Source organism: Pseudooceanicola sp. HF7, assembly GCF_011806405.1.
In the GTDB taxonomy this organism is placed as follows: Bacteria; Pseudomonadota; Alphaproteobacteria; order Rhodobacterales; family Rhodobacteraceae; genus Pseudooceanicola.
In genome coordinates this window covers 1-20,897 of record NZ_JAATOW010000015.1, presented here as the reverse complement: position 1 = coordinate 20,897, position 20,897 = coordinate 1, and the positions used below count along the sequence as shown (strand labels likewise).

Here is a 20,897-nt window from a genome sequence, read left to right as displayed (position 1 = left end):
CAGATTGCAGTTTTTTCCCGCGCATAGAGCCGCTAGACTTGTCCGAACGTCCGGCCCGGTGCAGGAGAGGGCCAAATCACGAAGGGGAACAGATGGCGCGATTCGACAGATACCTGCTGTCGCAACTCCTGATGCTCTTCGGCTTCTTCGCGCTGGTGCTGGTGGCGATCTACTGGATCAACAGCGCCGTCCGGCTGTTCGACCAGCTGATCGCGGACGGCCAGTCCGCCTGGGTCTTCCTGGAGTTCACAGCCCTTACCCTGCCCAACGTCATCCGCATCACCCTGCCGCTGGCGGGGTTCGCGGCGGCGGTCTATGCCACCAACCGGCTGATGTCGGACAGTGAATTCGTGGTCATGCAGGCAACGGGCTTTTCGCCCTGGCGGCTGGCGCGCCCGGCGCTGGTCTTCGGGCTGATCACGGCGGCGATCATGTCTGCCATGACCAATTTCCTGGTTCCGCTCAGCCAGGAGCAGATCGTGCTGCGCAACCGCGATATCGCCGCCAATGTTACCGCGCGCCTGCTGACGGAGGGCAGTTTCCTGCATCCCGTGAGCGGCATCACCGTCTACATCCGCCAGATCGACGAGGACGGCACGCTGAACGACCTGTTCCTGTCCGATCGCCGGGTGGCCGACCAGCCGCAGACCTATACCGCCGCCCAGGCCTATATCGTGAATGCCAACGAGGATCCCGAGGGCCGCCCGCAGCCCAAGCTGGTCATGGTCAACGGGCTGGCCCAGGACCTGGACCAGGAGACGGGCCTGCTGTTCACCACCCATTTCCAGAACTTCTCCTACGATCTGGGCAGCCTGGTCGATACCTCCGACTTCCGCGTGGTCTCCATCCGCAACCTGCCCACCTGGACGCTGCTGGCCCATCCAAAGGCCGCCGCCGAGCTGACCGGAGAGCGCCTGGGCTGGGTCGTGCAGGAGGGCCACGGGCGGATCACCCAAGCGCTGCTGTGCGTCGTGGCCGCGCTGATCGGCTTTGCCGGCTTGCAGGTGGGCGGCTACAGCCGCTTCGGGGTCTGGCGCCAGATCGGCATGGCGGTGCTGCTGCTGGTGGCGGTCAAGTTCATCGAGGGGCTGGTGATCGACCCCGTGCGCAAGGACCCGGTGCTCTGGACCCTGCTCTACCTGCCGGCCGCCCTTGGGATGGCCGTCTCAGGCGTGCTGCTGTGGTGGGCGAGCCGCGCGCGGCGGGTCCGTGACCGGGCCTTCCCGACCGATCCGGGCGATGGCGCGGAGGCCCCTGCATGATCCTGGATTTCTATTTCGCGCGCCGTTTCCTGCGCAGCTTCTTCGGCCTGCTGACGGTGCTGTTCATCTTCACCGCGCTGCTCGACATGGTCGAACAGATGCGCAAGCTCTCCACCGTCGACGTGCCGCTACCCCGGATCCTGGGGCTGGTGATGCTGAACGTGCCCAAGGGGCTGTACGACATCCTGCCGCTGGTCATGATCCTGGGCTCCATCGGGCTGTTCATGGGGCTGTCGCGCAGCTCTGAACTGGTGGTCACGCGGGCCTCTGGCCGGGCCACGCTGCGCACGCTGCTGTCGCCCGTGGTCATGGCCTTCCTGCTGGGGGTGCTTTGCGTCACCATGCTGAACCCGATCGTGGCGGCGACCTCCAAGCGCTACGTGGACCTGTTTGAAACCTACCGCTCCGGCGGGGCCGACAGTTTCTCTGTCTCTGCCGAGGGGCTCTGGCTGCGCCAGGGCGGCGCCGACGGGCAGACGGTGATCCGCGCCGCCCGTGCCAACCCGCAAGCCACGGAACTTTACGACGTGACGATGATTCCCTACGGGCCCGAGCGCGGCGGCCCCACCCGCCGGATCGAGGCTGCGACGGCCCAGTTGATCCGTGGTGCCTGGGCGCTGGAACAGGTCAAGATCTGGCCGCTGGACGATGGCATCAACCCCGAGGCCGGGGCGCGCCGCTTGGCCGCCTATTCGCTGCCCTCTTCCCTGACGGAGGAAAGCATCCGGGATTCCTTCGGGGATCCGTCTGCCATCCCGATCTGGGAACTGCCCGCCTATATCCGCGATCTGGGCGAGGCCGGCTTTTCCGCGCGCCGCCACGCGGTCTGGTTCCAGATGGAGCTGGCCCGGCCCATCTTCCTGGTGGCCATGGTGCTGCTGGCGGCGGCCTTCAACATGCGCCATGCGCGCTCCGGCAAGACCGGGCAGTCGGTGCTGGCAACGATCCTGCTGGGCTTCACGCTTTACTACATCCGCAATTTCGCCCAGGTGCTGGGGGAATCCGGCCAGATCCCGGTGATGCTGGCCGCCTGGGCCCCGCCGGTGGCTTCGGTCCTGCTGGCCCTGGGCCTGGTCCTACAGATGGAGGGCAGCTGAATGCACCCGCTACGTCCCCTCCGCCGCCCGATCCTGGCGCTTGCCCTGGCCGGCCTGGTCCCGCTGAGCCCGGCGGCCCTGGCCCAGACCAATGGCGCAGAGACCACGCAGAGCCAGCTGCAGGGCACCGCCGCGCCGGCCATGCTGATCGCGGATCGCGTCTACCTGGACGGGCCGGGCAAGCTGGTCGCCGAGGGCAATGTGGAGGCGCTGCGCGATGACCTGCGCATCCGCGCGCGGCGCATCAGCTATGACCAGGCCACCGGTGCGCTGAGCATCGAGGGGCCGATCACCCTGACCGGCACCGGCGAACAGGCAGAGGCCATCGTGCTGGCCGACAGCGCCCAGCTGGACGGCGATTTCCGCAACGGGATCCTGACCAGCGCGCGCATGATGCTGGGCACCCAGGTCCAGCTGGCCGCGCGGCAGATGGCGCGGGTGGATGACCGCTACAACCAGCTTTACAAAACCACGGTGTCCTCCTGCAAAGTCTGCAATGACGGCAAGCCGCCGCTCTGGCAGATCCGCGCGCAGCGCGTGGTGCATGACGAGGACGCCCGGCAGCTTTACTTCGATCACGCCACCTTCGAGATCTACGGGCTGCCGGTCTTCTACCTGCCCTACCTGCGCCTGCCCGATCCCACGCAGGAGCGGGTGACGGGCTTCCTGTTCCCCACGATCAAGCGCAATTCGCAGCTGGGGACCGGGCTGAAGATGCCCTATTTCATCACCCTGGGTGAGACCCGAGACCTTCTGCTGACGCCCTATGTCTCTGGCGTGACGAAGACGCTGGAGTATCGCTACAGGCAGGCTTTCGGCAATGGCGCGCTGTCCTTCTCTGGTGCGTTTTCCAAGGACACGCTGGATGATCGCGACCTGCGCGGCTACGTGCAGACCGCCGGCACCTTTTTCCTGGACCGGGACCTGGTGCTGCGGTTCAACATCGCCGCGATCAGCGACGATGCCTACCTGTCCGATTACGGCTATTCCGACACCGACCGCCTGAAGAGCGAGATCGCGCTGAGCCGCGCCAAGCGCGATGAATGGATGCGCGGCGCCCTGGTGCATTACCACACCCTGCGCGAGACCGAGGAAAACGCCACCATCCCATCGATCATCGGCGAGGTGGAATACGAACGGCGCTTCTTCCCCGAAACCATGGGCGGCGAGTTCCGCCTGGGCCTGCAGGCGCATTCGCATTTCCGCTACTCGGACGACAACACGGACGGCAGTGATCCCGACGACATCACCGACGGCCGCGATGTCAGCCGGCTGAACGTCATGGCGGACTGGCGGCGCAGTTACACCCTGCTCGCGGGCCTGCGGGCCGAGGCCATGGCCGGTCTTGCCATCGACAGTTTCCACACCGTGCAGGACAGCGTGCTGCCGGAGCGCCAGACCGGCGTCGTGCCGATGACCGCCGTGACCCTGCGCTGGCCGCTGCAGCGCGTGGACGGGCGCGGCGCGGTCACCATCATCGAGCCGGTGGCCCAGCTGGCCTGGTCCGGCGGAACCGCGCTGAACGTGGCCAACGACGAAAGCACGCGCACGGAGTTCGACGAGGGCAACCTGCTGGGGCTGACGCGCTTTGCCTCTCCGGACCGACGCGAACATGGCTGGCGCGCGGCCTATGGCGCGACGATCAGCCAGTACGATCCCTCTGGCTGGAGCTCGCGGCTGGTGCTGGGCCAGATCGTGCAGGATGATCCCGACCCCTCCTTCAACCAGTCCTCCGGACTGACGGGCACCTATTCCAACCTGCTGGTCGCCGGCCAGATCCAGGCCCCCAACGGCTGGTCCCTGAGCGGGCGCGGCCTGTTCGACAACGGCCTTTCCGTCACCAAGACCTCTGCCCGGGCGGGCTGGGTGAACGAGCGCGCGGCCTTCGGGGCGACCTATGTCTGGCTGGGCCCGGACGAGGCGGTGGACCGTGCTTCGGTCATCTCCGAATGGACCGTGGATGGCAGCTATCGCTTCAACGAGAACTGGGAAGTGGACGGCAACATCCGTTACGACGTCGCCTCGGATTCGCCGGCCACGGCCGGGCTGGGCGTGACCTGGTCGAACGAATGCGTGGACGTGACCATCGCGGCCTCCAAGAACTTCACCTCCTCTTCGGTGGTCACGCCCTCCACCGATATCAGCTTCACCATCGGGTTGCGGGGCTTTTCCGCGCAGACAAGCTCTGCCAGCTACGCGGGCGGTTGCAGGAACTGATTGAGACCGCGGGGCAATCGGACTAGACAGGAAACGATCCCCCGCCCGCGCCGCCATGCAGGCCATGGCGCGCACCCCCGGGGCAAGACCGCGAATGCGTCAAAGAACCAAGGGATGCCGGCCAGGGCATCCGAAGACAGGCAACTGGATTAGGCAGAGAAGATGACCGTGACGATCCGTCCGAATTCCCGCACGACCGGAGCCGCCGGCCCGACCCTGCGGCGCACCCTTACCGCCCTCACCCTCGTGCTGACGCCTCTTGCCCCGGTGCTTGGCCCCGTGCTGGTTCCGGCGACCGCGGTGGCAGTGCTGCACCCGCAGGCCGCGGCGGCGCAAAGCTTTTCCCCGGTGATCCGCGTCAATGACGAGGTCATCACCGCCTATGAGCTGGACCAGCGCACAAGGCTGCTGAGCGTGCTGGGCGGCACGGGCGATCCGGCAGAGCTGGCGCGCGAGCAACTGATCGACGACCGCCTGAAGCTGGCCGCGGCGCGCAGCGCCGGGATCAATCCGGGCCCTGACGAGGTCGAGGCCGGCATGGCTGAATTCGCCGGGCGCGGCGGCATGGGCACCGAGGAATTCGTCGCCGCCCTGGCCCAGGCTGGCGTGGCGCGCGAGACCTTCCGCGATTTCGTTACCGCCGGCACGGCCTGGCGGCAGGTCGTCCAGGGCCGTTTCGGCAGCAAGGTCCAGATCTCTGAAGACGAGGTCGACCGCGCGATCGAAACCCAATCCCGCCCTGGCGGCGTCAGCGTCCTGCTGTCCGAGATCTTCATTCCGCTGCAGCCCGATCCGGCCCGGGCCGAGGCATTGGCGCAGCAGATTTCGCAGATCAGCACGACCGGTGCCTTTTCGGAGGCCGCCGCGCAATATTCCGCCGCCCCGACCCGCACTTTGGGCGGGCGCGTGGACTGGATGGATCTTTCGACCCTGCCCGGCCCGCTGCAAAGCACGCTGATGTCCATGGCACCGGGGGACGTGACCGCTCCGCTGCCCGTCGAAGGCGCCTTTGCGCTGTTCCAGCTGCGCGCCATCCAGGAAACCGGCGCGCCGCAGGTGACCTATTCGGCGGTGGATTACGCGATGTACTACGTGGATGGGGCGAACACCGAAGCCGGCCTGAAGCGCATGGCCCAGGTCACCCAGGAGGTCGACACCTGCGATGACCTTTACGGCGTGGCCCATGGCCAGCCGCCGGCGGTGCTGGATCGCCAGACCGTACCCACCGGCCAGGTGCCGCGCGACGTAGCGCTGGAGCTTGCCAAGCTGGACAAGGACGAGGTCTCCACCAACCTGCGCCGCAATGGCGGGCAGACCGGCGTGGTGCTGATGCTCTGTGGCCGGGTGCCCAGCGGCGCCCCCTCCGCAGACGAGATCGACCGCGCGCAGATCGTCTCTGGCCTGCAGAACCGTCGCCTGGCCTCCTATGCGGATGGTTACCTGGCGCAGCTGCGCTCCGAAGCGCGGATCCTGGAGTAATCATGGCCGGTATAGATGGCCTGCCCCCGCTGCGTGAGGTCATCACCCAGCACGGTCTGTCCGCCCGCAAGTCACTGGGCCAGAACTTCCTTCTGGACCTGAACCTGACGGCGAAGATCGCCCGTCAGGCCGGGGATCTGACAGGCTGCGACGTGCTTGAGATCGGCCCGGGTCCGGGCGGTCTGACCCGTGGCCTGCTGGCCGAGGGCGCGCGCAAGGTGCTGGCAATCGAAAAGGACCACCGCTGCCTGGCGATCCTGGAAGAGGTCGCCGCCGCCTACCCCGGCCGGCTTGAGGTGATAGAGGGCGACGCGCTGGAGGTGGACCCGCTGGCCCACCTGACGCCACCGATCCGCATTGCCGCCAACCTGCCCTATAACGTCGGCACGGAGTTGCTGGTGCGCTGGCTGACGCCGCCGGAATGGCCGCCCTTCTGGGAAAGCCTGACGCTGATGTTCCAGCGCGAGGTGGCAGAGCGGATCGTGGCCACGCCCGGATCCAAGGCCTATGGCCGGCTGGCGCTGCTGGCCTCCTGGCGGACAGAGGCGCGGATCGCGATCTCTCTTCCGCCCGAGGCCTTCACCCCGCCGCCCAAGGTCAGCTCTGCCGTGGTCCATCTGACCGCCCTTGCAGAGCCGCGCTATCCCGCCGATCCCCTCGTGCTGGAGCGCGTCGTTGCCAAGGCCTTCAACCAGCGGCGCAAGATGCTGCGCTCTGCGCTGAAGGGCATTGCGCCGGATCTTGAGGATCGCCTGCTGGCCTCTGGTATCCAGCCGACCGACCGTGCCGAGACCGTGGGGCTTGAGCAGTTCTGCGCCCTCGCGCGCAATATCGCCGCCGGCTGAGGCTTTTTCCAACCCGTGACATTTGGCGCCCGGGGGGCCTTGCCCCCCGAGGCAAGGCGGGGTCTCGATGGCCCCCCCGTCTTGCCTGCCCGCCGGGAGATTACCCCGAAGGCAGAGGCGGTGAAAAGAAAGACCGAGAGAAAAGAGAAAGGGCGGCCCCGGGGCCGCCCTTTTCGCATCTTGTCCCGCCTGTCTGGGCCCGGGTGTCTGAACCGGGGCCCGTTCAGGCCGGAATCTTATTCCGCAGCGGTCTGGGGCGCGCCATCGCCGGAAGGGGCCTCGCCAGAGGCGTCATCCTTGGCGGCTGCGGGCTCTTTCTTGCGGGGCGCGCGTTTGCGCGGCGCGGGCTTCGGCTTGGCCTCTTGCTGGTCGGCGGATTTGCTTTCCGGCGTATCCACCAGCATGGAGTCCTCTTCGCCCGAGGTCGTGTCGATCACATCATCGGTCGGGGCCTGCTTGGCGCGCGACTGGCGCTTGGGCTTGGGGGCCATGGCGTCATCGCCGGAGCCTTCGGCATTGCGGCGCGCGCGGGGTTTGCGCGGCTGATCGCCGGAGCCATCCGCGGGCTTGTCATCGGACTTGTGGCCCGATGCGGCCTGCGCGGGCTGGTTCTGGCCGTTGTTGCCACCGCCGTTACCACCGTTGCCGTTATTCTGATGGCCGTTGTTCGAGCTGCCATTGTTCTGGCCGCCGTTACCGCCGTTGCCATTGTTCTGGTTGCGGGATTGATCGCCCTGGCCATCGTTGCCATTGCCGCCGTTGTTGTCCTGGCGCGCGGCGCGCTCCCGGTCCCGTTCGGCCTGACGCTGGCGGTTTTCCTGTTCCTGCTGCTCGCGGTGACGGTCCTGTTCCCGCTGGGCTTCGCCCAGGAGGCGCAGGTAGTGCTCCGCATGCTGCTGGAAGTTCTCCGTGGCCACGCGGTCCCCGGAAAGCTGCGCATCGCGAGCGAGCTGGTTGTACTTGTCGATGATCTGCTGCGGCGTGCCGCGCACCTTGCCCTCCGGCCCCGACGAATCGAAGACGCGGTTGATGATGTTACCGACGGACCGGTTGCGGGACTTGTTCCGCGAACGTGATTTCGAAGATCTCATAAGGTCTGCTGTCCAGCCTTGTTAGCATGATTGCCGTCGTACCCCAGCGGCGCCTCATTGCGCCTTGTGCGTAATCGCCTAGAGCGGGTCTTTTCGCCTTGAGCGAGGGGTCGGCTCCTGTCTGGCTTGGTATCCGGGGGGAGCGCTGTATATCGAGCATCCGCGTCCCGGATACCTCGAATAAACATGTCACCAGGCGAATGACAAGGGATATCTGACAGTTTTAACCAGATTGCCCTGTTTTCGCGCCGATCCGCGCCTTGCGGCCACGGACCACCCGGTCCCTTCCATCAAGGTCGTGACGGATGGAGACATCTTCAAGCCCATGCTGGCGGAATATTTCGCTGACGGCGGGTCCCTGCTGCCAGCCGATCTCTACCATGAGCCAGCCACCGGGGGTCAGGTGATCGGCGGCGCCGGCGGCGATCTCTCGGTATGCAGAGAGCCCGTCCCCACCGGGGGTCAGGGCCATCTGCGGCTCCCAATCGCGGACCTCGGGGCTGAGCGCGTCCATCTCGCTGGCGCTGATATAGGGCGGGTTGGAGACGATCAGGTCGAACTGCCCGTCAATGGCGCAGAACCAGTTGGACTGGCAAAGCTCTAGCCGTTCCAGGACGCCGGTGGCGGCCGCATTGCGGCGGGCAACCTCAAGCGCCGGGGCGGAAAGGTCGCTGGCCAGGCCCTTTGCCTGCGGACGCTCGGCCAGCAGGGAAATCGCGATGGCCCCGGAGCCGGTGCCAAGGTCCAACAGCCGCGTGAAGGGTTCTTCCAGCGCCTGCGCGACAAGGGTCTCTGTGTCCGGCCGTGGGTCGAGCACATCCGGCGTGACGATGAAATCATGCCGCCAGAAGGCGCGCCGGCCGATGATCTGGCTGACGGGCTGGCGGGTCAGGCGGGCGGCGATGGCGGCTTCGAAACGCGCGGCGACATCCTCTGGCAGCGGATCCTTCAGGACGCCCATCAGGGCGTAGCGCGGGACACGATCCCCGAAGGCATAGGCGATCAGGGCCTTGGCATCGCCCCGCCCGTTGTCGATCCCGGCATCTTCCAGCTGGCGGCCGGCGTCCGACATCCGGGCAAAGCCCGTCTCCGGCGTGCTCATCCCTCGGCCTCCGCCAGGAGGGCCGCCTGGTGATCGGCGGTCAGCGCGTCGATGATCTCGTCCAGGTCGCCCTGCATCACCTGGTCCAGCTTGTAGAGCGTCAGGGTGATGCGGTGATCGGTCATGCGGCCCTGGGGGAAGTTGTAGGTGCGGATCCGTTCGCTGCGATCGCCCGAGCCGACCTGCGCCTTGCGGTCCGCCGCGCGCGCGCTGTCTGCGCGCTGGCGCTCCAGGTCGAACAGCCGGTTGCGCAGCACCTGCATGGCGATGGCGCGGTTCTGGTGCTGGGATTTCTCTGACGAGGTCACGACGATCCCGGTGGGAATATGGGTGATCCGCACGGCGCTGTCGGTGGTGTTCACGTGCTGCCCGCCCGCGCCCGAGGCCCGCATGGTGTCGATGCGCAGGTCATTTGGATCAATGCGGATATCCACATCTTCTGCCTCCGGCAGCACGGCCACGGTGGCGGCAGAGGTGTGGATCCGCCCGCCGCTTTCCGTGCTGGGCACCCGCTGGACCCGATGCACGCCGCTTTCGTACTTGAGCCGGGCGAAGACGTTGTCGCCCTTCACCGCCGCGGTGACTTCCTTGATGCCGCCAAGCTCGGTCAGCTGCTGTTCGACGATCTCCAGCTTCCAGCCGCGTGCTTCGGCGTAGCGCTGGTACATGCGCAGCAGGTCGCCGGCGAAAAGCGCGGCCTCGTCGCCCCCCGTTCCGGGGCGGATCTCTATCATGGCGGGGCGCGCATCGGCGGCATCGCGCGGCAGCAGCGCCAGTTGCAGGGCGTGCTCCAGCTTCGGCAGGCGGGCGCGCAGCTGCGGCAGCTCTTCCTCTGCCAGGGCCGCCATTTCGGGATCCTCGAGCATCGCCTCGGCCTCTGCCAGGTCCCCCTGGAGGGCCTGCCAGTCGCGCACGACCTCTACCACGGGTTTGAGTTCGGCATATTCGCGCGCCAGGGCAGCGTAATCGCCGCTGGCCTCGGCCATCGCGGCCTCGAGGTATTCGTATCGGCCCGTGATGCGGGCAAGCCGGTCTTCTGAGATCATGCGTTCCTGTCTCTCATCAGAAGGCTTTGGTCAAGGCCGCCGCCATGATAGGCTGGGCCATGGACCTGAAATGCCTTGCCATCCTGTTCCTGATCCTGCCTGGCGCGAGCCGCGCGCAAGACGGCGCCGTGCCGGTCGAGGTCCAGGCCAACCAGTCCGGCCCGCTTTACCCGCATCTGCCCGGGGTCGAGTGCTACTGCACGGATCGTGACGGCGCACGGGTGGAAATGGGTGAGATCCGCTGCCTGGATGTGGGCGGCCGGCAGTTCGCCGCACAATGCCAGATGTCGCTGAACGTGCCGATGTGGCGCGAGGTGGAGGGGACCTGCGTCGGGATGTGAGCGGGTGGAGGGGGCCAGCCCCCTCGGGCCTGCGGCCCTCACCCCCGAAGTATTTTCGGCCAGATGAAGAGGGTCCCTGTCGTGGGGCATGCGCCCGCCCCAGAGCGCGTCGCGGGTTGGGCGGGTGCACGCCGTGCTCGGGACGCGGGCTGCCTAGCCCCGGCGCGTCCAGGCCCAGAGGCAGAGGATCTCCATCGCCACATGGGCCCCGGCCACGGCGGTGGCGCCGGTAGTATCGAAGGGTGGAGAGACCTCCACGATGTCGCCGCCCTGGAGGTTCACGCCGGCAATGCCGCGCAGGATAGCCGCGGCCTGGGCAGAGGTCAGACCGCCCCAGACAGGCGTTCCGGTGCCGGGCGCATAGGCCGGGTCGAGGCAGTCGATATCGAAGCTGAGGTAGGCCGGGCGGTCACCGACGATCTGGCGGATCTTCGCGGCCACGGCGGCATTGCCGGTCTCATGCACCTCTGGCGCGTCGATGATGTTCATCCCCATGTCGCCGTCGAGGTTCACCGTGCGGATGCCCACCTGAACGGAGGTCTTGGGGTCGATCAGCCCCAGCTTGATCGCCTTGTAGAACATCGTCCCGTGGTCGATCCGCTCCATGTCGTCATCGACCCAAGTATCGCTGTGCGCATCGAAGTGGATCAGCGACATCGGCCCGAACTTTTCGGCGTAAGCCTTTATAATCGGGAAGGAAATATAATGATCCCCGCCAAGCGCGATGGACGCCGCGCCTTGGTCGAGGATGCTGCGGATGTGCTGTGTCAGGGTTTCGGGGAAGTCGGAGACCTTGGCATAGTCGAAGGCCAGGTCGCCGTAATCGGCCACGGCGAATTCGCCCAGCGGATCGAAGCCCCAGCCATAGGGCGGATCATAGGGCTGCAGGGTCGAGGCCTCTCTGATCGCGCGCGGGCCCAGGCGGGTGCCGGTGCGGTTGGTGACCGCCTGGTCGAAGGGAATGCCGGTCACGGCCACGTCGATCCCGGACAGGTCCTTGGTATAGCGTCGCCGCAGGAAGCTGGTGGCGCCACCGAAGGCGTTCTCGAAGCTGGCGCCTTTTACATCGTCCCGGGTAAAGGCCTGATCCACCTGGGTTTTCGCGTCTTCCAATGCCATGTCAGCTCTCCTCTTGCCCGGTCTTCAGGGGCTGTGCGGTTTCGACCAGTCGGGCAAAGAAGGAGGCGCCGACCGGGGCGATACTGTCGTTGAAATCATATTCGGGGTGATGGACCGGCGCGGTTGCGCCCTGGCCCAGGAACAGGAAGGCCCCGGGGCGGGCGTTCAGCATGAAGGAGAAATCCTCGGCCCCCATTTCCTTGCCATCGTCCCAGAGGACCTCTCCCGAGATCGTGCGGGCGACGTCTGCGGCGAAGGCGGCCTTTTCGGGGTTGTTCACCGTGGCCGGGTACCAGCGTTCATAGATCAGCTCTGCCTCGACCCCGTAGGCGGCGGCCTGGCCGGCGACGATGGCGCGCAGGCGCTCTTCCACAAGGTCCTGAACGGCGGGGTCGAAGGTGCGCACGGTGCCGTTGATATAGGCGGTCTCGGGCACGACGTTTTCCGCGCTGCCGGTGTGGATCTGGGTGACGGAGATCACCAGGTCATCCAGAGGATCGGCATTGCGCGTGCCGATGGTCTGGATCGCGGAGACGATGCCGATCACCGCCGGGATGGGATCGCGGGTAACATGGGGCGTGGCCGCGTGGCCGCCGACCCCGCGGATGTGGACATGCAGCGTATCGACGGCGGCCATCAGGGGGCCGGGCACGGTGCGGAAGGTGCCCTCTGGCAGGCCCGGCGCGTTGTGCAGCGCATAGACCTGGGTGATGTCGAAGCGGTCCATGATGCCCTCTTCAACCATGCGCCCGCCACCGCCGCCGTCTTCCTCTGCCGGCTGGAAGATCAGCGCCACGCTGCCGGAAAAGTTACGCGTTTCCGATAGGTAGCGGGCCGCGCCCAGCAGCATGGTGGAATGGCCGTCATGCCCGCAGGCATGCATGCGCCCCACCGCGCGCGAGGCATGATCGACCCCGCTGCGTTCCTGCATCGGCAGCGCGTCCATGTCCGCGCGCAGGCCGATCGTCGGCCCCGGGGCGCGGCCGCGGATCAGTGCGACGATCCCGCTGGTGGCGATGCCCTCGTGGATCTCGTCCACGCCGAAATTGCGCAGGCGGTCGGCAATGAAGTTGGCGGTCTTGTGGCATTCGAAGCCCAGTTCCGGGTGGGCGTGCAGGTGGCGGCGCCAGCCGGTCATGTCCGCTTCGAAGGCGGCTATTCGATTGATGACAGGCATCGTCATTTCCTTGCTGAGCATCGGGTCCGGATCCCGGGGGTCAGCGCACTTTGCTGAGAAGCCCGCGAGGTTGCAAGGGATCGCGCGTGGGCAGCCGCTGCGGAAACCGGTCCTTTTTGCAGGCGGGGAACTGAGACGTGAGCACTGGACGGGCTGTGGACCTGATCTGACTGATGTGGTGCCTTGCGTGGTCACAGGCTGCGAGAGATCCGATTGGTTAGATCACGCCCCGGGAGACTCGAAACGACCTATATTCAGATACTTATGTCGTTCTCTTAACGGAAAGGTATCTGCAAGTTCGCGCGCTGAGCCTATCCACGATGGAAGCCGGCGCAGCGAGAACGCCGCAAAAGTTCCCGAAGCACACCGATGGCGAGCAACTCAAGGGGCTTTTTCGTTGCCGCCCGCTCCCAGCGTTGCTAGCGCTTGCACATGAGTGACCTGCTTGATGACACCCGCCCCGAGGCCCAGATGGGCCGCCTTCTGGAAATCATGCGCCGGCTGCGCGATCCGCAGAGCGGCTGCCCCTGGGATATCGAGCAGGATTTCGCCTCCATCGCACCGCATACGATTGAGGAAGCCTACGAGGTCGACGATGCGATCAAGCGGGAAGCCTGGGGCGAGCTGGAGGGCGAGCTGGGCGACCTGCTGTTCCAGGTGGTGTTTCACGCCCAGATGGCCGGAGAGGCCGGGCATTTCGATTTTCAGTCCGTCGCGGGCACCGTGGCGCAGAAGATGATCGACCGGCATCCGCATATCTTCGGCGATGAAAGCCGCGACAAGAGCCCTGAACAGCAGACCGCGGATTGGGAGACGATCAAGGCCGCCGAACGGGCGGCAAAGTCCGAAAACCGGGTTCTGGACGGTGTGGCGCTTGGGCTGCCGGCGCTGATGCGGGCGGTGAAGCTGCAGAAGCGCGCCGCGCGGGTCGGCTTTGACTGGCCGGAGATCGGCATGGTTGTCGACAAGATCGCAGAGGAATCCGCCGAGCTGATCGAGGCGCGCGATACGCTCACCCAAAAGGAAGTGGCCGAAGAATACGGCGATCTGCTGTTCGTGATGGCCAACCTCGGGCGTCACCTGAAGGTCGATCCGGAAGAGGCGCTGCGAGCTGCCAATGACAAATTCTCCCGCCGTTTCAACGCCGTGGAGGACGCCTTGAAAGCAGAGGGGCGCCATCCGCAAGAGAGTACCCTGGAAGAAATGGATGCGCTCTGGGACGCGGCGAAGCGGCGCGAAAAAAGTTCAGCTTAAATCCGGCAGAAATTGTCAGGATTTCGCCAAGCTTTTCAGGCTGATACTCCGCACAGCTGACCTGACCAAATCGTCAGCTTCCCTGGTCCGCATTCCTGACTGTATCTATCAGGCTTGACCCTGACGGCAGAAGCGTTTTTGACTGCCGCTCAAAATCAGGAGGATCCAGATGACGAAAATCCACGCAACCGCCCTGCTCGTCGCCGCAAGCCCCATCCTGGCCAGCACCGCCCAGGCCGAGGAAGTGAACCTTTATTCCTATCGCCAGCCCGAGCTTGTCGCTCCGCTGGTCGAGGCCTTCACGGAAGCGACCGGGATCGACGTGAACGTCGCCTTCCTGGAACAGGGCATGGTGGAACGCCTGAAAGCCGAGGGTATGCGCTCTCCGGCGGACTTGGTTCTGACGGTGGATATCGCGCGGCTGTCGGCCATCGTGGATGCGGGCGTCACCCAGGCGGTCGACGACGCCGTGCTGGAGGAGTCGGTGCCCGCCAACCTGCGTGACCCGGAAGGCCATTGGTGGGCCCTGACGACGCGCGCGCGGATCGTCTATGCCTCCAAGGAGCGCGTGGGCCCGGAAGAGGTCACCACCTACGAAGACCTTGCGGACCCGAAATGGGAAGGCCGGATCTGCATGCGCTCTGGTACGCACCCCTATAACGTGGCGCTTACCGCGGCCTACCTGCATCACCACGGCGAGGAAGCGACCAAGACCTGGCTGACCGGTCTGAAGAACAACCTGGCGCGCAAGCCGCAGGGCAACGACCGCGCCCAGGTGCGCGCGATCTGGGCGAGCGAATGCGACCTGTCCATCGGCAACACCTACTACCTGGGCAAGATGCTGGCGGATCCCGAACAGAAGGAATGGGCCGACAGCGTGAACCCCGTCTTCCCGGTCTTCGAGGAAGGTGGCGCCCATGTGAACGTCTCTGGCATCGCCATGACGAAGGCCGCCCCGAACAGGGAAAATGCCATCAAGTTCATGGAGTTCATGGTCTCTCCTGAAGCGCAGGAGATATATGCCGAGGTAAACTATGAATACCCCGTCGCACCGGGTGCGGAGCCTGCGCCGCTGGTGGCGGGCTGGGGCGACTTCACCGTCGACCCGGTTGACCTGGCAGAATTGGCCGCCCTGCGCCCGGACGCGCTGCGCCTGGTCGAGGAAGTGGACTTCGATGGCTGAGGGGCATTTCCCCACGGCACCGGGGCCTGCCCCGGCATAATTTCGGCAAGACGACTGGCGCGGGGGATTTCCTCCGCGCTTTTCACGTTCGGGGCATGGACAAGGCCCCGGGCGCGCGGCAGGGTCGCGGCGGAATTTCGAAGGAACGAACATGGTACGCAAGATCATCATCGACACGGACCCCGGCCAGGACGACGCCGTGGCCATCCTGCTGGCGCTGGCAAGCCCGGAAGAGATCGAGGTTCTGGGAGTGACCGCCGTGGCCGGGAACGTGCCACTGCACCTGACCCAGCGAAATGCGCGGATGGTCTGCGAGCTGGCCGGGCGGTCCGACATGAAGGTCTTTGCAGGCTGTGATCGCCCGATGGTGCGCCCGCTGGTGACGGCCGAACATGTCCATGGCCAGACCGGCCTGGACGGTCCTGTCCTGCCGGAGCCGACCATGCCGCTGCAGGACAAGCATGCCGTGGATTTCATCATCGAGACGCTGCGCGCCGAAGAGGCCGGCGCGGTGACGCTTTGCGTGCTGGGGCCGCTGACCAATATCGCCATGGCCTTCCAGATGGCGCCCGATGTCGTTGAAAAAGTTCAGGAGATCGTCCTGATGGGCGGCGCCTACTTCGAGGTGGGCAACATTACCCCGGCGGCAGAGTTCAACATCTACGTCGATCCCCAGGCGGCGGCTGTGGTCTTTGCCTCTGGCGTGCCCATCGTGGTCATGCCGCTGGACGTGACGCACAAGGTGCTGGTGACCAAGGCCCGCGCCAATGCCTTCCGCGATCTGGGCAATACCTGCGGGCCGGTCGTGGCCGAGATGACCGATTTCTTCGAGCGTTTCGACATGGAGAAATACGGCTCTGACGGGGGGCCGCTGCATGATCCCTGCGTGACGGCCTACCTGCTGAAGCCGGAGCTGTTCACGGGCCGCCAAATCAACGTGGAGATCGAGGTCGCGTCAGAGCTGACGCTTGGCATGACCGTCGCCGATTGGTGGCGCGTCTCTGACCGCGCGCCCAATGCGACGTTCATGGGGGACGTGGATGCGGACGGGTTCTTCGACCTGCTGAATGAACGCCTGGCCCGGTTGCCCTGATCTGCCTGGCGGGATGAGGGGGATCTGAGCGGTGCCCCTCATCCGATCGGGGCTGCGGGCTGGCAAAATCGCCCCGGCGCCCCTAGATCTGTGTCATGGACCAGACCCTTGCTTCCCAAAGCCCCGAAGGCCCGTCGATCCCCTTCGACAACAGCTATGCCGCCCTGCCGCAGGGTTTCTATGCCCGCAGCGATCCCAGGCCTGCCACGGCGCCGCGCCTGCTGGCCTTCAACGCGCCATTGGCAGAGGCCCTTGGCATCACCGGACTTGAGGACCGCGCGGCGCTGGCCCAGGCCTTTTCCGGCAATCACCTGCCAGAGGGCGCAGAGCCCCTGGCACAGGCCTATGCCGGGCACCAGTTCGGGGGCTTCTCGCCCCAGTTGGGGGACGGCCGCGCGCTGCTGATCGGAGAGGTCATGGGGCGTGACGGTCACCGGATGGACCTTCAGCTAAAGGGCTCCGGCAGAACCGTCTTTTCCCGCAACGGCGACGGGCTGGCCGCCATCGGGCCCGTCTTGCGCGAGTACCTCGTGGCAGAGGCGATGCAGGCGCTTGGCGTGCCCACCACCCGCGCCCTTGCCGCCGTGGCCACCGGCGACCGCGTGCAACGCGAAGTCGGCCTGCCCGGTGCGGTGCTGACGCGGGTTGCCTCGTCTCACCTGCGGGTCGGCTCCTTTGAATATTTCGCCGCACGGCAGGACCGGACGCGGATGCAGATGCTGCTGGAGTTCGCCATCGCGCGCCACGATCCCGGCGCCGCGACGCCGCTCGACTTCCTGAAGGGCGTGATCGCGCGGCAGGCGGACCTGGTAGCGCAGTGGATGTCCATCGGCTTCATCCACGGGGTGATGAATACCGACAATACCACGATTTCCGGTGAGACCATCGACTATGGCCCCTGCGCCTTCATGGATGGCTACCACCCGGCCACAGTCTATTCCTCGATCGACCGGCAGGGGCGCTATGCCTACGAAAACCAAGCCAATATTATTCCCTGGAATATGGCGCAGCTGGCCTCTTCCCTGCTGCTGCTCGAAACGGATACCGAGGCCGGTATCGCCGCCTATACAGAGGCCGTGAATGCCATGCCCGGGTTGATCCAGGCCGCCTGGCTGAACCGCTTCGGCGCCAAGATCGGCCTGTCCGAGCCGAGCGAGGCGGATCGCGCCCTGATCGAAGAACTGCTGGCGCTGATGACCAACCAGGAGGCGGATTTCACCAATACCTTCCGCGGGCTCGCCGATGGCACCGCCGCCGGCGAATTCAGCGACCCGGCCCCCTTCCGGGACTGGGAGCGCAAATGGCAGGCCCGTCTTGAGCGCGAGGGCGACCCCCAGGCGCTGATGCGGGCGACCAACCCGGCGGTCATTCCGCGCAACCATCGCGTCGAAGAGGTGCTGGCAGCCGCCACCGCGGGCGACATGGCACCATTCGAGGATCTTTTCCGGGTTCTCCAGACCCCCTTCACCCTGGCAGAGGCGGATGCGGCCTATGCCAAACCGCCGCGACCGGAGGAGGAAGTGCAGGCCACCTTCTGCGGCACCTGAGCGGTTCTCTGCGGCGCGGGGTCGCGGTCACGCACCTGTGCGCCGCTTTGCTCTGGTCAGGCGGGCAAAGCCGTGCATCATCAGGGACATGAGCACATCTTTCCGGATCGTCAGTTACAACCTGCAGAAATGCGTCGGCCTGGACCTGCGCCGCAACCCGCGCCGCAGCCTTGAGGTGATGCAGGACACGGGGGCGGACCTTGTTGTCCTGCAGGAGGCAGACAAGCGCCTGCCGCCGCGCCCCACGGCCCTGCCCCATGACATGATCGAGGCCGAGGGCTGGGAGATCCTGCCCTTCGGCGTGCCCGGCGGCTCCATCGGCTGGCATGGCAACGCGATGCTGATGCGGCCCGGCACCGACATCATAGAGACGTCGCATATCGACCTGCCGGGGATCGAACCGCGTGGGGCCATCCGTGCCGATCTGGAGACCGCCATCGGGCGGCTGCGCGTCGTCGGTGTGCACCTGGGCCTTGTGGCTCGGTCGCGCCGCCAGCAATGCGCTGCCCTGCGCCGCTGGATGGAACGCCTGCCCCCTTGCCCGACGGTGGTGGCCGGAGATTTCAACGAATGGGGATCCGGCAAGGATCTGCGGGCAGAGCTGCATCCGGTGCGCCTGCTGCCCTCTCCGCCCAGCTACCCAGCGATCCGGCCGGTTGCCTCGCTTGATCGGTTCGCCATTACCAAGGATCTCAGCGCCGGGCCGATCCGCCCGCATCGCGCCCAGCCGGCGCGCATCGCCTCGGATCACCTGCCGGTGCTGGTGGATCTGCAACGCCAGATGGGCGCTGGACGATAGCAACCCGCAGGCCACCATGGTACTGGCAGGGAAATCCCTTTCCCGTCGGTTGTTTCCATGAACCTTCTCCAGATTGCATCGCTTCTTATCGTGCTGGCCGCCAGCTTCGGCACGATCAACTATTTCGTCCTCAAGCTGCCAAGCTCCATCGGGATCCTCCTGGTCGCGCTTCTGAGCTCCATCACCATGTTGGGCGTGGACCAGCTTGTGCCGGACCTGGGCCTGGCCGACCAGGTGCGCCACGTCGTTACCGGGATCGATTTCTCCGAAGCGCTCATGGAAGGCATGCTGGGGCTGCTGCTCTTTGCCGGGGCGCTGCACGTGAAAGTGTCCGACCTGAAAGAGGAATGGGCCGTCGTGTTGATCATGGCGACCGTGGGCGTGGCGCTGTCCACCCTGCTGGTGGGCCTGGGTTTTTCCTATGTCACCGGGATGCCGATCCTGCTGGCGCTGATCTTTGGCGCCGTGATCGCGCCCACGGATCCTGTTGCGGTGCTGGGCGTGCTGCGGGCCGCGAACCTGGACAAGCGGCTGGAAACCAAGATCGCGGGGGAAAGCCTGTTCAACGACGGCGTGGGCTACGTGGTCTTCCTGGTGCTGGTGGGCATCGCCTATCCCGCCGCGTCCGGCGGGCATGGCGCAGAGGCCGGGAACACCTACCTGGAGGCCGGCCGGTTGTTCCTGCAGGAAGCGGGGGGCGGCGCGGCCCTGGGGCTGGTGCTGGGCTTCATCGTCTTCCAGATCATGCGCCGGATCGACGATCCCTCGCTTGAGGTTCTGATCACCCTGGCGCTGGCCTTCGGTGGCTATGAGCTATGCGTGGCGCTGCATGTCTCTGCGCCGATCATGGCGGTCTGTGCGGGCCTGCTGATCGGCGATATCGGCACACGCCATGGCATGTCCGAAACCACGCAAAAATACGTGGAGGCCTTCTGGCACCTGATCGACGAGATCCTGAACGCCGTGCTTTTCCTGCTGATCGGGTTCGAGGTCTTCGCCGTGCAGCTGAACAATGATTTCATCCTTCCGGCCATTCTGGCGATCCTGCTGTCGCTGGGCGCAAGGCTCATTGCCGTCACCCTGCCCGTCCTCGCCCTGTCGCCTGTACGCAGCTACGTCAAAGGCACCATACCGATCATGACCTGGGGCGGGCTGAAGGGCGGGATCTCTGTCGCGCTGGCCCTGTCCCTGCCCGACAGCGAATGGAAGCCGCTGATCCTAACGGTGACCTATTGCGTGGTGATCTTCTCCATCCTCGTGCAGGGGCTGACCATCGCGCCGCTGTCACGCCGGGTGGCAGACCCGCAGCCCGTGGACCCGGAGGGCTACTGACATGCGCTGGATCGTCCTGCTGCGCGCGGTCAACGTTGGCGGCTCGGGCAAGCTGGCGATGGCCGAGCTGCGCGAAAGCCTGGCGCAAGGCGGCGCCGGCAATGTCGCCACCTACATCCAGAGCGGCAATATCGTGATGGATCATCCGCTGGAGACCCGGGAAGAGGTTGCCGACTGGACCGCTGCCCTGATCGAGCGGCACTTCGGTTTCCGCCCCGGCGCCATTGCCCTGACACCCGCGGATCTGGCCGGGGCCCTCCAGGCCGTGCCCTTTGCGCCTGAGGCCGATCCGAAGACCGTGCTGGTGCATTTCTGCGACCGGGCGCCGGATCCGAAAGCGCCGGAAGCCCTGGCGACGTACTGCACCAATGAAGAGCACTTGGAGCTGGTCGGGACCTGCCTGTTCCTGCACGCGCCCAACGGCATCGGCCGGTCAAAGCTGAACGGCCGGATCGAGCCCGCGCTTGGCTGTTCCGCCACCGCGCGCAACCTCAATTCCCTGCGCAAGATCCAGGAACTGGCCTGACCCCGCAAGCTGCAAGGCCGGGTGGACGCTTGCCACTTCTGGCAAGCTGCGAGACAAGACAGTGCTCCGGGAGGGGGCGCCTGTGAGGAGAGGCAGAGAATGACCCATCGTTCAGACATCATCCGTGCGGTCATCTGGATGAGCGGGGCTGTCGTGTCTTTCCTGACCATGTCGCTGGCAGGCCGCAGCCTGGGCGCACAGTTCGACACCTTCGAGATCATGACCTGGCGCAGCCTGACCGGCCTTGCCATCATGATCTGCGTCCTGACCCTTCGCCGCAGCTGGCAGCAGGTGACCTTTGACCGGATGGGCCTGCACCTGGCGCGGAACCTGGCCCATTTCACCGGCCAGAACCTTTGGTTCTACGCCGTGACGCTTATCCCGCTG

18 protein-coding genes and 1 pseudogene are annotated in these 20,897 nt (G+C 66.0%); 14 read left to right on the top strand and 5 right to left on the bottom strand.

The window, feature by feature from the left end; all coding sequences use genetic code 11:
• The first annotated feature begins 92 nt into the window (after nt 1–92).
• The 5 genes from lptF to rsmA all read left to right on the top strand — a co-directional run bounded on the left by lptF (nt 93) and on the right by rsmA (nt 6,900).
• Nucleotides 93–1,262, top strand: a complete 1,170-nt coding sequence (gene lptF / locus HCZ97_RS10530) for an LPS export ABC transporter permease LptF (protein ID WP_167688678.1) — start codon at nt 93–95, stop codon at nt 1,260–1,262.
• The gene (gene lptG, locus HCZ97_RS10525; RefSeq protein WP_167688677.1) at nt 1,259–2,359 is read left to right on the top strand and encodes an LPS export ABC transporter permease LptG; all 1,101 of its coding nucleotides are present in this window, start codon (nt 1,259–1,261) and stop codon (nt 2,357–2,359) included. The genes lptF and lptG overlap by 4 nt, the downstream gene beginning before the upstream one ends.
• Nucleotides 2,360–4,576, top strand: a complete 2,217-nt coding sequence (locus tag HCZ97_RS10520; protein ID WP_167688676.1) for an LPS-assembly protein LptD — start codon at nt 2,360–2,362, stop codon at nt 4,574–4,576.
• Between the two features lie 162 nt (nt 4,577–4,738).
• Nucleotides 4,739–6,055: a peptidylprolyl isomerase gene (locus tag HCZ97_RS10515; protein WP_167688675.1), complete on the top strand. Its 1,317-nt coding sequence runs from the start codon at nt 4,739–4,741 to the stop codon at nt 6,053–6,055.
• 2 nt (nt 6,056–6,057) lie between these two features.
• Nucleotides 6,058–6,900 (top strand): 16S rRNA (adenine(1518)-N(6)/adenine(1519)-N(6))-dimethyltransferase RsmA, encoded by an 843-nt coding sequence (gene rsmA / locus HCZ97_RS10510; protein ID WP_167688674.1) that lies wholly within the window; start codon nt 6,058–6,060, stop codon nt 6,898–6,900.
• Nucleotides 6,901–7,136: 236 nt separating this feature from the next.
• Here the strand turns inward: rsmA and HCZ97_RS10505 are convergent, their stop codons facing one another.
• From HCZ97_RS10505 to prfA, 3 genes are all read right to left on the bottom strand, one after another.
• A complete protein-coding gene (locus HCZ97_RS10505) occupies nt 7,137–7,991 on the bottom strand; it encodes a DUF4167 domain-containing protein (protein ID WP_167688673.1) in 855 nt (284 codons plus the stop codon).
• A 223-nt stretch (nt 7,992–8,214) separates the two neighbouring features.
• Nucleotides 8,215–9,093 (bottom strand): peptide chain release factor N(5)-glutamine methyltransferase, encoded by an 879-nt coding sequence (gene prmC, locus HCZ97_RS10500; protein ID WP_167688672.1) that lies wholly within the window; start codon nt 9,091–9,093, stop codon nt 8,215–8,217.
• Nucleotides 9,090–10,139, bottom strand: coding sequence for a peptide chain release factor 1 (gene prfA, locus HCZ97_RS10495; protein ID WP_167688671.1), 1,050 nt, complete (start codon nt 10,137–10,139; stop codon nt 9,090–9,092). Before prfA ends, prmC begins: the two co-directional genes overlap by 4 nt.
• A gap of 128 nt (nt 10,140–10,267) precedes the next feature.
• Between prfA and HCZ97_RS10490 the strand changes: the two genes are divergently transcribed.
• Complete coding sequence (locus tag HCZ97_RS10490) at nt 10,268–10,480, top strand: hypothetical protein (RefSeq protein ID WP_368484358.1); 213 nt, start codon at nt 10,268–10,270, stop codon at nt 10,478–10,480.
• A gap of 153 nt (nt 10,481–10,633) precedes the next feature.
• Here the strand turns inward: HCZ97_RS10490 and speB are convergent, their stop codons facing one another.
• Nucleotides 10,634–11,599 carry an agmatinase gene (gene speB, locus HCZ97_RS10485; RefSeq protein WP_167688670.1) on the bottom strand — a complete coding sequence of 322 codons (966 nt, stop codon included), beginning with the start codon at nt 11,597–11,599 and terminating at the stop codon, nt 10,634–10,636.
• A gap of 1 nt (nt 11,600) precedes the next feature.
• Nucleotides 11,601–12,776, bottom strand: a complete 1,176-nt coding sequence (locus HCZ97_RS10480; RefSeq protein ID WP_167688669.1) for a M20 aminoacylase family protein — start codon at nt 12,774–12,776, stop codon at nt 11,601–11,603.
• A gap of 432 nt (nt 12,777–13,208) precedes the next feature.
• On the opposite strand from HCZ97_RS10480, the gene mazG reads away from it, so the two are divergent.
• The 8 genes and pseudogenes from mazG to HCZ97_RS10440 form a co-directional block, all read left to right on the top strand.
• The gene (gene mazG, locus HCZ97_RS10475) at nt 13,209–14,030 is read left to right on the top strand and encodes a nucleoside triphosphate pyrophosphohydrolase (protein ID WP_175581703.1); all 822 of its coding nucleotides are present in this window, start codon (nt 13,209–13,211) and stop codon (nt 14,028–14,030) included.
• A gap of 169 nt (nt 14,031–14,199) precedes the next feature.
• Nucleotides 14,200–15,213: a Fe(3+) ABC transporter substrate-binding protein gene (locus HCZ97_RS10470; RefSeq protein WP_167688667.1), complete on the top strand. Its 1,014-nt coding sequence runs from the start codon at nt 14,200–14,202 to the stop codon at nt 15,211–15,213.
• Between the two features lie 151 nt (nt 15,214–15,364).
• Entirely contained in the window at nt 15,365–16,306 is a 942-nt protein-coding gene (locus HCZ97_RS10465; protein ID WP_167688666.1) for a nucleoside hydrolase, read from the top strand.
• 95 nt (nt 16,307–16,401) lie between these two features.
• On the top strand, nt 16,402–17,853 hold the full coding sequence (locus tag HCZ97_RS10460; RefSeq protein ID WP_167688665.1) for a YdiU family protein: 1,452 nt from the start codon (nt 16,402–16,404) through the stop codon (nt 17,851–17,853).
• 88 nt (nt 17,854–17,941) lie between these two features.
• Nucleotides 17,942–18,652 (top strand): endonuclease/exonuclease/phosphatase family protein, encoded by a 711-nt coding sequence (locus HCZ97_RS10455; RefSeq protein ID WP_167688664.1) that lies wholly within the window; start codon nt 17,942–17,944, stop codon nt 18,650–18,652.
• 57 nt (nt 18,653–18,709) lie between these two features.
• The gene (locus HCZ97_RS10450) at nt 18,710–19,984 is read left to right on the top strand and encodes a sodium:proton antiporter (RefSeq protein ID WP_167688663.1); all 1,275 of its coding nucleotides are present in this window, start codon (nt 18,710–18,712) and stop codon (nt 19,982–19,984) included.
• 1 nt (nt 19,985) lies between these two features.
• A complete protein-coding gene (locus HCZ97_RS10445) occupies nt 19,986–20,510 on the top strand; it encodes a DUF1697 domain-containing protein (RefSeq protein WP_167688662.1) in 525 nt (174 codons plus the stop codon).
• A 99-nt stretch (nt 20,511–20,609) separates the two neighbouring features.
• Nucleotides 20,610–20,897 (top strand): annotated as a pseudogene (locus HCZ97_RS10440) (EamA family transporter); the annotation flags it as partial.

Coding starts and splice junctions, on each gene's coding strand:
- lptF (WP_167688678.1), top strand. CDS start 93: ATGGCGCGATTCGACAGATACCTGCTGTCGCAACTCCTGATGCTCTTC.
- HCZ97_RS10515 (WP_167688675.1), top strand. CDS start 4,739: ATGACCGTGACGATCCGTCCGAATTCCCGCACGACCGGAGCCGCCGGC.
- HCZ97_RS10465 (WP_167688666.1), top strand. CDS start 15,365: ATGGTACGCAAGATCATCATCGACACGGACCCCGGCCAGGACGACGCC.
- HCZ97_RS10480 (WP_167688669.1), bottom strand. CDS start 12,776: ATGCCTGTCATCAATCGAATAGCCGCCTTCGAAGCGGACATGACCGGC.
- HCZ97_RS10450 (WP_167688663.1), top strand. CDS start 18,710: ATGAACCTTCTCCAGATTGCATCGCTTCTTATCGTGCTGGCCGCCAGC.
- prfA (WP_167688671.1), bottom strand. CDS start 10,139: ATGATCTCAGAAGACCGGCTTGCCCGCATCACGGGCCGATACGAATAC.
- HCZ97_RS10470 (WP_167688667.1), top strand. CDS start 14,200: ATGACGAAAATCCACGCAACCGCCCTGCTCGTCGCCGCAAGCCCCATC.
- mazG (WP_175581703.1), top strand. CDS start 13,209: ATGAGTGACCTGCTTGATGACACCCGCCCCGAGGCCCAGATGGGCCGC.
- prmC (WP_167688672.1), bottom strand. CDS start 9,093: ATGAGCACGCCGGAGACGGGCTTTGCCCGGATGTCGGACGCCGGCCGC.
- rsmA (WP_167688674.1), top strand. CDS start 6,058: ATGGCCGGTATAGATGGCCTGCCCCCGCTGCGTGAGGTCATCACCCAG.
- HCZ97_RS10505 (WP_167688673.1), bottom strand. CDS start 7,991: ATGAGATCTTCGAAATCACGTTCGCGGAACAAGTCCCGCAACCGGTCC.
- HCZ97_RS10520 (WP_167688676.1), top strand. CDS start 2,360: ATGCACCCGCTACGTCCCCTCCGCCGCCCGATCCTGGCGCTTGCCCTG.
- HCZ97_RS10455 (WP_167688664.1), top strand. CDS start 17,942: ATGAGCACATCTTTCCGGATCGTCAGTTACAACCTGCAGAAATGCGTC.
- lptG (WP_167688677.1), top strand. CDS start 1,259: ATGATCCTGGATTTCTATTTCGCGCGCCGTTTCCTGCGCAGCTTCTTC.
- speB (WP_167688670.1), bottom strand. CDS start 11,599: ATGGCATTGGAAGACGCGAAAACCCAGGTGGATCAGGCCTTTACCCGG.
- HCZ97_RS10445 (WP_167688662.1), top strand. CDS start 19,986: ATGCGCTGGATCGTCCTGCTGCGCGCGGTCAACGTTGGCGGCTCGGGC.
- HCZ97_RS10460 (WP_167688665.1), top strand. CDS start 16,402: ATGGACCAGACCCTTGCTTCCCAAAGCCCCGAAGGCCCGTCGATCCCC.